Origin of the sequence: Pasteurella sp. WM03 (genome assembly GCF_004570945.1) — a bacterium.
GTDB lineage: Bacteria > Pseudomonadota > Gammaproteobacteria > Enterobacterales > Pasteurellaceae > Rodentibacter.
In genome coordinates this window covers 122,931-137,829 of sequence record NZ_SPPO01000002.1, presented here as the reverse complement: position 1 = coordinate 137,829, position 14,899 = coordinate 122,931, and the positions used below count along the sequence as shown (strand labels likewise).

Annotated in this window: 14 protein-coding genes, 1 pseudogene and 1 riboswitch; of the genes and pseudogenes, 11 read left to right on the top strand and 4 right to left on the bottom strand. The window is 39.6% G+C overall.

All coding sequences use genetic code 11. The features are described 5' to 3' along the window. Positions 1-256 precede the first annotated feature (256 nt). On the top strand, positions 257-2,188 hold the full coding sequence (gene thrS, locus E4T92_RS02810) for a threonine--tRNA ligase (protein WP_135093353.1): 1,932 nt from the start codon (positions 257-259) through the stop codon (positions 2,186-2,188). Between the two features lie 194 nt (positions 2,189-2,382). On the opposite strand, the gene E4T92_RS02805 is transcribed toward thrS, so the two are convergent. Then, complete coding sequence (locus E4T92_RS02805) at positions 2,383-3,288, bottom strand: LysR family transcriptional regulator (protein ID WP_135093352.1); 906 nt, start codon at positions 3,286-3,288, stop codon at positions 2,383-2,385. A gap of 155 nt (positions 3,289-3,443) precedes the next feature. On the opposite strand from E4T92_RS02805, the gene E4T92_RS02800 reads away from it, so the two are divergent. The 4 genes from E4T92_RS02800 to E4T92_RS02785 all read left to right on the top strand — a co-directional run bounded on the left by E4T92_RS02800 (position 3,444) and on the right by E4T92_RS02785 (position 6,462). Further along, on the top strand, positions 3,444-4,592 hold the full coding sequence (locus E4T92_RS02800) for an alpha/beta hydrolase (RefSeq protein ID WP_135093351.1): 1,149 nt from the start codon (positions 3,444-3,446) through the stop codon (positions 4,590-4,592). 51 nt (positions 4,593-4,643) lie between these two features. Next, the gene (locus tag E4T92_RS02795) at positions 4,644-5,045 is read left to right on the top strand and encodes a cyclophilin-like fold protein (RefSeq protein ID WP_228063533.1); all 402 of its coding nucleotides are present in this window, start codon (positions 4,644-4,646) and stop codon (positions 5,043-5,045) included. Then, on the top strand, positions 5,045-5,617 hold the full coding sequence (locus E4T92_RS02790) for a sugar O-acetyltransferase (protein WP_077540780.1): 573 nt from the start codon (positions 5,045-5,047) through the stop codon (positions 5,615-5,617). The genes E4T92_RS02795 and E4T92_RS02790 overlap by 1 nt, the downstream gene beginning before the upstream one ends. A gap of 95 nt (positions 5,618-5,712) precedes the next feature. Then, positions 5,713-6,462, top strand: coding sequence for an SDR family oxidoreductase (locus E4T92_RS02785; protein WP_135093350.1), 750 nt, complete (start codon positions 5,713-5,715; stop codon positions 6,460-6,462). A gap of 284 nt (positions 6,463-6,746) precedes the next feature. On the opposite strand, the gene dxs is transcribed toward E4T92_RS02785, so the two are convergent. The 3 genes from dxs to xseB are packed head-to-tail and all read right to left on the bottom strand — an operon-like array spanning position 6,747 to position 9,814. Then, entirely contained in the window at positions 6,747-8,624 is a 1,878-nt protein-coding gene (gene dxs, locus E4T92_RS02780; protein ID WP_135093349.1) for a 1-deoxy-D-xylulose-5-phosphate synthase, read from the bottom strand. Between the two features lie 58 nt (positions 8,625-8,682). Next, the gene (gene ispA / locus E4T92_RS02775; RefSeq protein WP_135093348.1) at positions 8,683-9,573 is read right to left on the bottom strand and encodes a (2E,6E)-farnesyl diphosphate synthase; all 891 of its coding nucleotides are present in this window, start codon (positions 9,571-9,573) and stop codon (positions 8,683-8,685) included. Between the two features lies 1 nt (position 9,574). Beyond that, positions 9,575-9,814 (bottom strand): exodeoxyribonuclease VII small subunit, encoded by a 240-nt coding sequence (gene xseB / locus E4T92_RS02770; RefSeq protein WP_077540772.1) that lies wholly within the window; start codon positions 9,812-9,814, stop codon positions 9,575-9,577. 169 nt (positions 9,815-9,983) lie between these two features. Here xseB and thiI point away from each other — a divergent pair, with 169 nt between their 5' ends. From thiI to E4T92_RS11195, 6 genes and pseudogenes are all read left to right on the top strand, one after another. Beyond that, positions 9,984-11,435 (top strand): tRNA uracil 4-sulfurtransferase ThiI, encoded by a 1,452-nt coding sequence (gene thiI, locus E4T92_RS02765; RefSeq protein WP_135093347.1) that lies wholly within the window; start codon positions 9,984-9,986, stop codon positions 11,433-11,435. A gap of 216 nt (positions 11,436-11,651) precedes the next feature. Further along, positions 11,652-11,795, top strand: a riboswitch (molybdenum cofactor riboswitch). After that, the gene (moaA, locus tag E4T92_RS02760; RefSeq protein WP_135093346.1) at positions 11,784-12,797 is read left to right on the top strand and encodes a GTP 3',8-cyclase MoaA; all 1,014 of its coding nucleotides are present in this window, start codon (positions 11,784-11,786) and stop codon (positions 12,795-12,797) included. Its footprint overlaps the riboswitch before it by 12 nt. Positions 12,798-12,836: 39 nt before the next feature. Then, positions 12,837-13,316 (top strand): cyclic pyranopterin monophosphate synthase MoaC, encoded by a 480-nt coding sequence (gene moaC / locus E4T92_RS02755; RefSeq protein WP_135093345.1) that lies wholly within the window; start codon positions 12,837-12,839, stop codon positions 13,314-13,316. Next, on the top strand, positions 13,317-13,562 hold the full coding sequence (moaD, locus tag E4T92_RS02750) for a molybdopterin synthase sulfur carrier subunit (RefSeq protein WP_135093344.1): 246 nt from the start codon (positions 13,317-13,319) through the stop codon (positions 13,560-13,562). It begins immediately after the preceding gene. Position 13,563: 1 nt separating this feature from the next. After that, entirely contained in the window at positions 13,564-14,019 is a 456-nt protein-coding gene (moaE, locus tag E4T92_RS02745) for a molybdopterin synthase catalytic subunit MoaE (RefSeq protein ID WP_135093343.1), read from the top strand. A gap of 283 nt (positions 14,020-14,302) precedes the next feature. Beyond that, a pseudogene (locus tag E4T92_RS11195) lies at positions 14,303-14,782 on the top strand (IS481 family transposase); the annotation flags it as partial. Positions 14,783-14,899 lie beyond the last annotated feature (117 nt).

The following is a 14,899-nucleotide window of genomic DNA, read 5'->3' as shown; positions in this document are numbered from 1 at the left end:
ATATGGCAAATGGGTATCAGGAGGGATAAATTTTCCGAGCTGTTTGAAAAGTGCAGTAGTTTTAACATGTTTTCTCTGGTAATTAAACCCTGTCACTTTTAGAAAACAATAGATATTTAAGTGGGAATCCATTCCGAAATAAAATCTAATAATATTGATAATAAAGGCATCTTTTATGATAAAATAGCGAGCCATTTCAGAACAAAAATACTTGAAAAGCATTGCGAATGCTGAATTTTCTAGATAAGGAAAAATTATGCCAATTATTACTTTACCTGACGGTTCCCAACGTCAATTTGATCACCCTGTTTCGGTGCTTGAAGTGGCTCAAGATATCGGTGCTGGCCTTGCCAAAGCGACTATTGCCGGTCGTGTAAACGGTGAACGCCGTGATGCCTGTGATATTATTGAGCAAGATGCAAAGTTAGAAATCCTTACTGCTAAGGATGAAGATGGTTTAGAAATTATCCGTCATTCTTGTGCTCATTTATTAGGCCATGCTATCAAACAATTATTTCCTGATGTAAAAATGGCAATCGGTCCAACTATCGAAAATGGTTTCTATTATGACGTGGATTTAGATCGTTCTTTAACTCAAGAAGATATAGAGGCGATTGAAAAACGGATGCTTGAATTAGCGAAAACCAATTACGATGTGGTGAAAAAACGCGTAACTTGGCAAGAAGCACGAGATACTTTCGAGCAACGTGGCGAGCCGTACAAAATGGCAATTTTAGATGAAAATATTGAACGTACGGCAACACCGGCGTTGTATCATCACCAAGAATATATTGATATGTGTCGTGGGCCTCACGTACCCAACATGCGTTTCTGCCATCATTTCAAATTACAAAAAGTAGCAGGGGCTTACTGGCGTGGCGACAGCAAGAATAAAATGTTACAACGTATCTACGGTACGGCTTGGGCAGATAAAAAGCAATTGGCGGAATATTTACAACGTTTGGAAGAAGCCGCAAAACGCGATCACCGTAAAATCGGTAAAGCTTTAGATTTATACCATATGCAAGAGGAAGCACCGGGAATGGTGTTTTGGCATAATGACGGTTGGACGATTTTCCGCGAGCTTGAAACTTTCGTTCGGACTAAATTAAAAGAGTACGATTATCAAGAAGTAAAAGGCCCGTTTATGATGGATCGTGTGTTGTGGGAAAAAACAGGACACTGGCAAAACTATGGCGATTTAATGTTTACCACGCAATCGGAAAATCGTGAATATGCGATTAAACCAATGAACTGTCCGGGTCATGTGCAAATTTTCAATCAAGGTTTAAAATCTTACCGTGATTTACCAATCCGTATGGCAGAATTTGGTTCTTGCCATCGTAACGAACCGTCTGGTTCTTTGCATGGTTTAATGCGTGTGCGTGGCTTTACTCAAGATGACGCGCATATTTTCTGTACGGAAGATCAAATCGAAAGTGAAGTTACCAGCTGTATTAAAATGGTTTACGACATTTATAGTACCTTCGGTTTTACCGATATTTATGTGAAACTTTCAACCCGTCCGGAAAACCGTATCGGTTCGGATGAAATGTGGGATCGAGCAGAAGCTGGTCTTGCGGCAGCCTTGGCACACAATCATCTTGAATATGAAGTTCAAGAGGGTGAAGGGGCGTTCTATGGGCCGAAAATTGAGTTTGCATTGCGTGATAGTTTAGGTCGTGAATGGCAATGTGGTACGGTGCAATTAGACTTTGCTTTACCGGGGCGTCTAGAAGCCAGCTATGTAGCAGAAGATAACGGGCGTAAAATTCCTGTAATGATTCACCGTGCGATTTTAGGTTCGATCGAACGTTTCATCGGAATTATTACCGAAGAATATGCCGGTTTCTTCCCAGCTTGGTTAGCACCAACACAGGCAGTGGTGATGAATATTACCGATAGCCAAGCCGACTATGTAAAACAGGTGGCAAAACAGTTATCTGATGCCGGTTTAAGAGTGAAAACGGATTTACGAAATGAAAAAGTAGGCTTTAAAATCCGTGAACACACCTTACGTCGTGTGCCGTATATGCTGGTTTGTGGTGATAAAGAAATTGCAGAAGGTAAAGTCGCGGTGCGTACCCGTAAAGGTATGGATCTTGGTACATTCAGCGTAGAAGAATTTGCGGAAATCTTGAAAAAACAAGTGAGGAACCGTGAATTAAAGTTATTGAATGAAGAATAAAAAACATTCAAAACTGACTGCACTTTGAGGCGATAATTAATGAAAGGTATAGGTTGTACCAGATACATTCGTTCTTAAAAACTTAGAGAGTTATTTCAAGGGCTGTGCTCAATATTGTCATTGAGTTCAGCCCTTTTAATTTTAGTTGAATACCGTCTTCATCGTGAGTTGTTCACATCGTCTCTAATGGTGTGTTAGGGACTAAACGTCTCTTTCAAAATTTCTTCCAATAATTCAAAGACTTTTAATACTCTTGGAGGCGTAATGATCTCGTAGGGGCGATATAAAAAAAGTTGCCATTTTTGAATTTTGATATCATCAAATAGTGTGCATAATTCTCCTGATTGTAAATAGGGCTTAGCAATAAAATCGCTCACCAAACCTACTGCTTTTCCGCATAAAATTGCTTGTAACATGCTATAAATGTCGGCGCTTTGGAAACTGATATGACGAGGTTTTAATCTGTGTTCGTCATTTAACAGAAAATGCCAAGCCCGTCCGGTGGCAGGGTTTATTTGAGTGGCAAAAGGATAGCGTAATTCTAATTCTTCAAGGGATTGTGGTTTCCCTAGGCGTTCCACTAAAGTTGGGGCTGCAACCAGTACATCTCCAATTTCAGTGATTTTTCGCACGATAAAATTGGGATCCGGTTCTGGCCCAATACGTAATCCGATATCAATGCGCTGGTTAACAAGATCAAGCTTGTTCATATCTTCCCGCCAATCAATAATAATGTTGGGATAGGGCAAAAGTGCGGTTAAAAGTTTTGTCAAAATTTCATCGTTAATTCGCCAACTTGGTACGGTGATTCTCACGATACCATTCATTTCTTTCTCAGAATCTTGCTTATTACGTACAAATAATCGTTCGCTATCAGCTAATAATTGTTGGGCTTGGGGGAGAAATTGTTCGCCAAAATCCGTTAAATGAACTTGGCGGGTATTACGCTGAAATAATGCTTCGCCCAAGTAATCTTCCAATTCGGCAATTAATCGGGTCACGACAGGAGGAGAGACAGCAAGACGAGCGGCAGTTTCTTTAAATTGTAGTGTTTCAGCAAGAGAGCAAAATACTTTTAGGGTTTCAAAACGATTATTCATCTATTATTTCATTTTTAGAAATTATGAAATTCATTTTTACAAATTTACTTGAAATAGTCTAGTTATTAAAATGCGCGCCATCAAGACAATATTGGAATACGGCTTTCAAGCCTTTAGTTGATGAAATGATCTTTAATTTTAATGAGGGAAGCAAAATGACAAAAACACTTTTTAAAAAGACCGCACTTGCTGCAATATTAGGTTCTGCATTATTGGCAATGGGAAGTACCGCTGTTGCTTCACTACCACAGAACACTACAGCAATTGAAATTCCAGCACAACATATTCCATTAGTTCAAGAATGGGATAAAACATTCCCAAAATCAGACAAAGTGGAGCATCGCAAAATTACTTTTAAAAATCGCTATGGTATTACGTTAGCCGCTGATCTTTATGTACCTAAAAATGCCAAAGGAAAATTACCGGCAATTGCAGTGAGTGGTCCGTTTGGTGCAGTCAAAGAGCAATCATCGGGATTGTATGCCCAAACGTTGGCTGAACGAGGTTTTGTGACCTTAGCTTTTGATGGTTCATACACTGGGGAGAGTGGGGGGGAGCCTCGCAATATTGCCAGTCCGGAAATCGCTACGGAAGATTTTAGTGCGGCCGTTGATTTTTTAGGAACACAGGATTTTGTTAATCGTGATGCGATCGGGATTTTAGGTATTTGTGGTTGGGGAGGATTTGCATTAAATGCAGCCGTTGCCGATACTCGTGTTAAAGCGGTAGCCGTAAGCACAATGTATGATATGACAAAAGTGATGGCAAATGGTTATGAAATTGATTTAACACCAAATGCACAAGGCATATATGATAGAAAGCCTGCACTTGATATGGAAGGGCGTTACCAAATGAAGCAGGGGTTGAACTTTCAACGTTGGAGGGATGCAGAAACCGGTAACACAGCCTATACGGAGAAGAAAGATCATTTACCGGCACAAAATGAACAAACTGTTGATACCCCGAAAATGGTAAAAGAATATGCTGATTATTATAAAACAGCTCGTGGCTATCATCCCCGTTCAGTAAATTCAAATGGGGGATGGTCAAAAACGACACCACTTGCATTTATCAATATGCCAATTTTACAACGTGCCGGTGAATTAAAATCCGCTGCCTTAGTCGTTCATGGCGAAAAAGCGCATTCCCGTTATTTTGGGGAAGAAGCCTTCCAATCTCTTGGTTCAAAAAATAAAGAACTTTATATTGTACCAAATGCCACACACGTGGATTTATATGATAACCAAGCGGGCAAAATTCCTTATGATAAATTTGAGGCATTTTTCAAAGCTAATTTGAAATAATCGAATCTTGACCGACTCAAGTGCGGTCAAATTTAGGAGAGATTTTATTAAATGAAAACCTTATTTCCCCTTTTAATGGGGTTAGTGAGTTTATCTTCAGGCGCTGAAATGAACGTTAGAGTTACCCTTGATAGTGGTGTGTATTTTGCCACATTAGCTGATAATCCAACCAGCCAAAGTTTCTGGCAACAACTTCCCATAACCTCAAAGTTAGATAACTACGGTAGCAATGAAAAGGTCGTGTATTTGAAAGAAAAACTGAGTACGGAAAATGCTCCCACCGCTTATACGGGAAAAGCAGGTGATATCGCTTATTATGCCCCCTGGGGTAATATTGCAATGTTTCTTGGTAAAGGCCCTTACGCCCCAGGGTTAATTTATATGGGAAATTTTGATGGCGATTTGACCGCACTTTCACAGTCAAGCCAGATTAAATTTGAACGGGCAGAATAATGAATAAACAAGATTTTATTGAATTTTGTCGTGCCGGAAATGCTATTCCTGCGGACGATATAGCATTGCACGGATTATTAGTGGAATGTGCCTTTGATGCACAAAAGATCACTAAAGAATTGAATGCGGGATTTCATACCCAGGCGGAAATTGTGGAACTGTTTCGTCAATTAACGGATTTACCCGTTGATGAGAGCTTTCTTTGTTTTCCACCGTTCTATACAGATTTTGGTAAAAATATTCACATTGGTAAAAATGTGTTTTTTAATATAGGTTGTTCTTTCCAAGATCGTGGAGGCATTTTTATTGGTGACGGTACGATGATTGGAATGAACGTGAATATCGCCACTCTTAACCACGGCTTAACGGTTGAAACTCGTGGTACAACCTATGCTGCCCCCATTCACATTGGTAGGAATGTTTGGATCGGGTCAAATGCAACAATTTTAGCTGGGGTAAGTATCGGCGATAATGCAGTGATTGCGGCGGGCGCCGTGGTAACAAAAAATGTGCCGACTAATAGTGTGGTAGGAGGTGTACCTGCGAAGGTGATTAAGATGATTAATGATTAGTTTTTAGCGAAGTCTCTTTTTATCATTTTACGGAATAAAGTTAAATTTAACAGGTTAAAATCAATTGTATTTGAATATTGAATAGGAGTACAACAATGAAGAATCTTCAAAATAAAGTCGTAATTATTACCGGCGCATCATCAGGTATTGGCGAAGCTACAGCCTATAAACTGGCGGAAAGTGGTGCAAAATTAGTGTTAGGTGCACGCCGTGAAGCAAAGTTACAAGCGATTGTGAATAACATTAAAGCTAAAGGTGGTGAGGCAGTGTACCGTGTTACCGATGTGGTAAAAGCGGAAGATAATGCTGAATTAGTTGAGTTAGCGAAGGCAACTTTTGGTAAAGTGGATGCTATTTTCTTAAATGCAGGCTTAATGCCAAATTCACCGCTTTCAGTCTTGGAAACCAAGAATTGGGACGCCATGGTGGATGTAAATATTAAAGGTGTGCTAAATGGTATTGCCGCCGTGTTACCAACTTTTGAACGGCAAAAATCAGGGCATATTTTGGCGGTATCTTCCGTAGCTGGCTTAAAAGTGTATCCGGGGGCGAGTGTATATTGCGGAACAAAATGGGCGGTAAAAGCCATTATGGAGGGGTTGCGTATGGAATCAGCTCAAGCGGGAACAAATATTCGCACTGCAACGATTTACCCGGCAGCCGTACAGTCGGAATTAGTTGATCATATTACTAATGAAGCAACCTCAAAAGGCTATCGGGAACTCTACGATAATTTTGAAATTCCGGCTGAACGAGTGGCAAATGTTGTAGCTTTTGCTCTTTCTCAACCAGAAGACACCAATATTAGCGAGTTTACATTAGGGCCAACAAGTCAGCCTTGGTAATATTTGTCACATATATAAATAAACGGCAGTTCATCACTGCCGTTTTTGTTAGTTGCACAAATCTGTTTTGGGGTTAGCTTGGTCTGGACACACTGCGTGTGTCCGTGTCAATGACACCAATCAATGTTTTGTTTTTTGATAATGCCAATATTTAATTTATTCGTATTTATTTTATTGTGGTTAAAATTTGATTTCGGACACACGAGTGTGTCCCTACAGGTCTTTGAAATTTCTGCTACATAATACCGGTTTTTTTCTAAATGATTTATCCGGCGCTTTTTCTTTTAGATTGATATTTTGTTATTGGTAAATGCAAGAATTTGTGCTTCAATGCCCTCCGCATCCAATTGTAATTCATGCTGCATTTCTCGCTGCGTACCTTGTGGAATAAAATAATCCGGTAAACCAATTTGCAAAAGTGCGGTTGGTTTTGCAGATAAATTTAATACTTCAGCCACGGCTGAACCCGCCCCCCCTTGTATTGCGTTTTCTTCTAACGTCACTAAATATTCATGGGTTTGTGCAAGTATGTTAACCATCTCTACATCGAGTGGTTTGACAAAACGCATATTCACGACTGTCGCATTGAGTTTCTCCGCCGCTTTTAAGGCATCAGGTAGTAATGTGCCAAAATTTAAAATGGCTATATTTTTCCCTTCTAGAACTAAATGAGCTTTTCCAATAGGTAACATACTGAGCGGCTGTAATTCTCCCCCGACAGCATTTCCACGAGGATAACGCACAGCAGCAGGTTTTCCACATTGGTAGCCGGTATAAAGCATTTGACGGCATTCATTCTCATCACTTGGGGTCATAATAATCATATTGGGAATACAGCGCATAAAACTTAAATCAAACGCTCCTTGGTGAGTCTGCCCGTCCGCTCCCACGATACCGGCACGGTCAATGGCAAAGAGTACAGGAAGATTTTGAATCGCAACATCGTGGATGAGTTGATCGTAGGCACGTTGTAAGAAGGTGGAATAAATCGCAACAACCGGCTTATAACCGGCAATCGCCAATCCTGCCGCAAAGGTTACTGCGTGCTGCTCTGCAATAGCAACATCAAAGTATTGTTCTGGGAAACGCTGAGAAAATTCCACCATACCGGAACCTTCACGCATAGCAGGGGTGATACCTATCAGTTTTGAGTCCTTTTCTGCCATTTCACAAAGCCAATCGCCGAAAATTTGGGAATAAGTCGGGATAGTATTTGATTTTGGCAATTTTCCGCTTGTCGGATCAAATTTTGGTACACCATGGAAACCGATAGGATCTTTCTCCGCAGGCGCATAACCTTTCCCTTTTTTGGTTTTAATATGGAGAAATTGTGGCCCTTTTAAATTTCTCATATTAGTTAATGTTGCCACTAATTCATCAATATTATGCCCATCTACCGGTCCAATATAGTTAAATCCGAGTTCCTCAAACAATGTGCTTTCCGGTGAGAACATTACCCCTTTCATGTGTTCTTCGGTTTTTTTCATAAAATTTTTGACACTTGGCACTTTATCAAGAATTTTTTTACTCCCATCACGGACAGTGGAGTAGAACGAACCGGAAAAAATACGTGCAAGATGGTTATTTAATGCGCCTACGTTTTCTGAAATTGACATTTCATTGTCATTTAAAATAACCAGCATATCCGTGTGCAATGCTCCTGCGTGATTTAGTGCCTCAAATGCCATACCAGCGGTGATCGCACCGTCGCCAATGACACATACGGTTTTACGTCCTGCGTTCTCCCGTTCTGCTGCGACAGCTACACCAAGCCCTGCACTAATTGATGTGGAGGAATGTCCTACACTTAATACATCAAATTCACTTTCTTCTCGCCAAGGAAAAGGATGAATACCACCTTTTTGGCGAATGGTGGCCATTTGGTCTCGCCGACCGGTGAGAATTTTATGGGGATAGGCCTGATGACCCACATCCCAAATAAGTTGGTCAAATGGCGTTTTATATACATAATGTAGTGCAACGGTAAGTTCCACTGTACCTAACCCTGAAGCCAAATGACCGCTGGTTTGACTAACGGAGGCTAAAAGATAACTGCGTAATTCTTGGCAAAGTTGTGGTAGTTGCTCTTTGTTTAAAAGACGCAGATCTTCCGGTGAATTAATTAAAGATAAAAGAGGGTAGTTGTTCATATCGTTAGTCATTCCCAAAATGTGTTATTTTTGAACCGCACTTTTTTCCAAGTTTGTGACGCGGTCTTAATTAACTTTTTCTCGTAATAATAAATTCCGCTAAAGCTTGAAGGGCGGTTGTATCAAAAGGAATTTTTTCCAATTCGTTCAATGCGGTTTGATATAAATCTTGAGCTTTTTGCTTCGCACCGTTTAAACCAAGTAATTTGGGATAAGTGCTTTTATCCAAATCTAAATCCGAGCCAACCGGTTTTCCGATTTCTGAATATTCGCCTTCAATGTCTAAAATATCATCTTGCACTTGAAAGGCGAGTCCAATTGCATCTGCATAGCGGGTTAGCGTTTGTTCTAATGATTTGTCTTCAAAATGTGGTGAGCAAATAAATCCAAGTTTCAATGCGGCTTTAAGCAAAGCACCTGTTTTATTACGATGGATTAATTCCAGCCTGTGCAAATTAATTTGTTTGTGTTCTGAAATTAAATCTAAACTTTGCCCTAAACACATGCCCTGTACACCAGATGCACGAGATAAAATCTGAACTAAGGCAAGTTTCTGTTCTGAGGAAATATGAGGCGTTTTTGTCAGAATATCAAAGGCTAGGCTTTGTAATGCATCACCGGCAAGGATAGCTGTTGCTTCATCAAAAGCGATATGGCAAGTCGCATGCCCACGGCGGAGAGCATCATTATCCATTGCCGGTAAATCATCATGGATTAAGGAATAAGCGTGAATCGCTTCAATGGCAGCAGCAGCATAATCTAAGGATTGTTCATTTGCTTTGAGCATTTTACCCGTCGCATAAACTAAAAAGGGGCGAACCCTTTTTCCTCCCAGTAACAAGCCGTATTTCATTGCCTCAAGTAAGGGGGAATTATGACTTTCAATACCATCAAACTGTGTTTCCAAAAAGGCGTTAATGCGTTGTTGAACCTGTTTCAGTTCTTGTGCAAATGGGCTCATTTTATTGGTTTCCCTCATAATCGCTTAAGGGGGCATGCTCATTTTTTTGTAAAAGAATTTGAATACGCTGTTCTGCCTGTTGTAAACGCTCTTGCCCGAGCTGGGCTAATTTGACACCTTGTTCAAATTCTTTAAGTGATTCCTCTAAAGGCAATTCACCACTTTCTAAACGAGAGACAATACTTTCTAGTTGGGCTAGTGTGGTTTCAAAGTCTTGCGAGGAAGCGGGTTTGCGGGCCATTTTTTAATCATCCTTTTTATGGGAAAATAAGGGCTATTGTACTGTAATTTTATGGGATGTTAAAAATTTATTTCAAAAAAGACTCATTGATGAGATAGCTCTCTTGTTTTATGGACTTTTCCCTTGCTTTGCGTAAAATACTCGCCATTTTTTATCAATCTCAACGTCTATGAAATTTATCGTTAAACTTTTCCCTGAAATTATGATTAAAAGCGAAACTGTACGTAAACGTTTCGCTAAAATTCTGACCAGTAATATTCGTAATATTCTGCAGAAATATGATGAAGAAACTGCCGTGGTACGTCATTGGGACTACATTGAAGTGCGGTCAAAAAATGAAGAAAATCGTGAGGCACTGATAACCTTGTTACAACGTATCCCCGGTATTCACCATTTTTTGGAAGTGGAAGAAAAACCTTTTACCGATTTGCACCATATTTTTGAATTAACCCTTGAGGATTTGGAATCACAACTTCAAAACAAAACCTTTTGTGTGCGTGTAAAACGCAAAGGAAAACATACATTTAGTTCAATTGAAGCGGAGCGTTATATCGGTGGCGGTTTAAATCAACGCATTGAAAGCGCTAAAGTGCGGTTAAAAAATCCTGATGTTACGGTACGTATTGATATTGAAGATGACAAAATGATGTTAGTAAAAAAACGTCATGCCGGTATTGGGGGTTATCCGATTGGTACACAAGAAGATGTGCTTTCTTTAATTTCCGGTGGGTTTGATTCCGGCGTATCGAGTTATATGTTAATTCGCCGAGGTTCACGAGTTCATTACTGTTTCTTTAATCTTGGTGGTGCGGCGCATGAAATTGGCGTTAAACAAATGGCACATCATATTTGGCAACGTTATGGCTCATCCCATAAAGTACGTTTCATCGCTATTAATTTTGAAGGGGTTGTCGGTGAGATTTTAGAAAAAGTGGATAACGGGCAAATGGGCGTTGTGTTGAAACGTATGATGGTTCGTGCAGCGAGTAAAGTCGCCGTTCGCTTTAATATTGAAGCCATTGTGACAGGTGAGGCATTAGGGCAGGTTTCCAGTCAAACCTTAACCAATTTAAGATTAATTGATGAAGCCGCTGAAGCCTTGGTTTTACGTCCCCTTATCACTCATGATAAGGAACAAATTATCGCCATGGCAAAAGAAATCGGCACAGATGATATTGCGAAGTCAATGCCGGAATTTTGTGGAGTGATTTCTAAAAATCCAACGATCAAAGCTGTGCGTGACAATATTGTGGCGGAAGAAGGGCATTTTGATTTTGAGATTTTAGAAAGTGCGGTGCAAAATGCGCAGTATTTAGATATTCGTCAAATTGCGGAAGATACGGAAAAAGAAGTCATCGCTGTGGACGCCATTTCGATTTTGGACGAAAAGGATATTATTTTAGATATTCGTAGTCCGGAAGAAACGGATGAAAAGCCCTTTAAATCAGATAGTCACGAAGTCATACTAATGCCATTCTATAAACTTTCCTCTCAGTTTGGTTCGCTCGATCAAAGCAAAAATTATGTATTGTATTGTGAGCGTGGCGTGATGAGTAAACTACAAGCCCTATATTTAAAAGAAAACGGCTTCTCAAATGTTCGTGTGTTTGCGAAAAAATAGCGTCAATATTGACCGCACTTTCTATTTTTAGAATAGTGCGGTGACTTCTTCAAACATGATCAATAAAATTTTCTTTTTCTACCTAAAACGGGTTGGTTGGCAAATCATTGTATATGTTTTTATATAATCAATTTTAAATAATTGACCGGATTGATAATCAAATTCAGAGGATCTCATTGCATTGATTCGTTGGAATCTTTTAAAATGCCAACAAGTTTTATCGCATAACTCCGAGCTTGTTTAGTCTAAGTTCCCTTATCGGAATATGACGGCAATGCCAATAACGATATAAGTTATTCAGGGATACGTTGGAAACGGCTTATCCTCTCCATTTTAGAAAGGTGTCTCATGCAATCTATTCCCATTAAAAACGTGGGAGACGCACGTCTAATTGATGCGTTTCAGCGTACCTATTATTATCTGCGTCTATCGATTACCGATCAATGCAATTTCCGTTGTAATTATTGTTTACCGAATGGCTATCAGCCTGAAGCAAATCAGCCTCATTTTCTTACCTTAAGTGAAATTACACGTGTTGCACAAGCCTTTGCCAATATGGGAACAGAAAAAATCCGTTTAACCGGTGGCGAACCTACCTTGCGAAAAGATTTCCTTGTGATTGCAGAACAGATTGCACAAATTGAAGGTATTCGCCAAGTCGCATTAACGACAAATGGTTATCGTATGGCGAAAGATGTGAAAGCATGGAAAGATTCTGGTATTAGTTCCATTAATGTCAGTGTTGATAGTCTCGATCCGAAAATGTTTCATCAAATTACAGGAATAAACAAATTTGATGAGGTAATGCGTGGTATTGAGCGGGCATTTGAAGTAGGTTACCAAAAAGTTAAAGTTAATTCCGTGTTAATGAAACAGATAAATGATAGTGAATTTAACCGGTTTTTGACTTGGGTGAAAAATCGTCCGATTCAAATGCGTTTTATTGAACTTATGCAAACCGGTGAAATTAATTCTTTTTTTCAGCGACATCATCTTTCAGGTAAAGTTCTAGCCGATAAACTCCTTGCTGAAGGCTGGGAATTGCAGCAAAACTCACTAACAGATGGGCCGGCAAAAGTTTTTAAACACCCTGATTATATGGGGGAAATTGGCTTGATTATGCCTTATGAAAAAAACTTTTGTGCAAGTTGTAATCGTTTAAGGGTCTCTGCAAAAGGAAAATTACATCTTTGTTTATTTGGTGAAGAAGGGATTGAATTGCGTGATTTATTGCAATTAGACGAACAGCAATTACTTTTACAAGCCAGAATTTTTACCGCTCTACAGGGTAAACGTGAACATCATTATTTACACCAAGGCGACAGCGGTATTCGTAATCATCTTGCCTCTATTGGTGGCTAATAATAAAAATTTTTTCAAAATTAACCGCACTTTTAAATTATGACAACATTTACTCATATTAACAGCCAAGGCGAAGCCAATATGGTGGACGTATCAGGCAAAATTGAAACAGTACGCGAAGCACGTGCTGAAGCAATAGTGACTATGTCACAAGAAACATTATCTATGATTTTAAATGGTCAACATCATAAAGGAGACGTATTTGCCACAGCAAGGATTGCCGGTATTCAAGCGGCAAAACGGACTTGGGAACTGATTCCTTTGTGCCACTCGTTATTGCTTTCTAAAGTGGAAGTGACTCTTGTGCCTATGGTTGAAACGAATCAGGTTCGCATTGAATCTCTTTGTAAACTTACCGCTAAAACCGGCGTCGAAATGGAGGCATTAACCGCAGCAAGTGTCGCAGCCTTAACGATTTATGATATGTGTAAAGCGGTACAAAAAGATATCGTGATTGGACCGGTTCGATTACTTGAAAAGAGCGGTGGAAAATCAGGTCATTTTTTATCGGAGGGATAGATGTTAAAAGTATTATTTTTTGCGCAAACTCGGGAACTCATTGGCATAGATGAGATTCAAATCGAAAGTGAATTTCCCACCGCTGAGGCGTTACGTACCCACCTAAGACAAAGGGGAGATAAATGGGCATTAGCATTAGAAAAGGGGAAAACGCTTGTGGCAATTAATCAAACGCTTATGCCTCTTGAAAGTACGCTAAAATCCGGTGATGAAATTGCGTTTTTTCCACCGGTAACAGGGGGATGATATGAATAATATTCATATTTCTGTGCAAAAAGAGCGGTTTGATCAAAATGCGATTTATCAATGGCTTTCTGAATCACATTCTGTTGGTGCTTCTGTTATTTTTGTAGGGAAAGTCCGCGATCTCAATTTAGGTGATGATGTTTCTAGCCTTTATTTAGAGCATTATCCGGCAATGACAGAAAAAGCCCTTCATGAAATTGTAGCTGAGGCTATGCAACGTTGGGATATTCAACGCGTATCAGTTATTCATCGGGTGGGGTTGTTGCATACCGGTGATGAAATTGTATTAGTTGGGGTCAGTGCCGCACACCGTGGTGAGGCTTATCGGGCGAATGAATTTATTATGGACTATCTCAAGTCAAAAGCCCCATTTTGGAAAAAGGAACAAACAAACGCAGGTGAACGTTGGATTGAGGCGAGAAAATCGGACGAGAAAGCATTAAGCAAATGGACGTAATTTTTACTTAGTGGCTTATTGGTAGCTGTTTTGATTTTTGTTTTTAACAAAAAGGCGGAATAATTCCGCCTTTATTTGTAGAAAATCAGACTTGAACTGACAAATCGCAATATAAAGGTGAGCGTTTCCCGTTTAGAATATGAGAGTCCAAATTCAATCTAAACAAATAAGGCGAAATTGAAGCCTGACTTAATCAAAATCGATGCTTGTAGTGTACTTCACTGAGGATGAAGCCTTGCCCTTCATCAGTGGCTTTGTCAACACAATTTTTTAGATTAGGCAATCCTTAGAACGTAAAAAAGAAGACAAGATAGCTTATGGTGAAATCGAAACTGCACATCTAGGGTATTTGGGCTCATAAGATACATTCTATGTTGGTCATCTCAAAGGGGGGCGGATTTACCAACAAACGCTTATTGATACTCATAGCAAATTGCAAAACTTTATAGGATGAAGACAGCGAATGCTGCGGTAAGGTAGACAATCATAATGAGTTTTATTTAGCAATAATGATATTGAACACAGTAAAACCATAAACTAACCGTATTTGTGAGCGCTTTCATAAGACGATTGTACAAAAATTTTACTAAGTTGCCTTTCTCAAGAAAATCTATAGGGTGTTGAGTACATTGCAAGCTGATTTAGATGAACGGTTAGTCCATTATAATCGGTATCAACCCCATCATGGAAATGTGCTTGAGGAGGAATACCGATGGAAACATTGCTTGATGGAAAACGTATTGGGGTAGAAAAGAATTTAAGCTCAAATTATCTGACAGACACTGTAATTTTGAATGGAGACTGTCAGATTGGGGTTGAGTTTCTACAAACTTACCACGTTTATCATCTAAAAGCCCTTTGCTTTTCATTTTTTACAAAA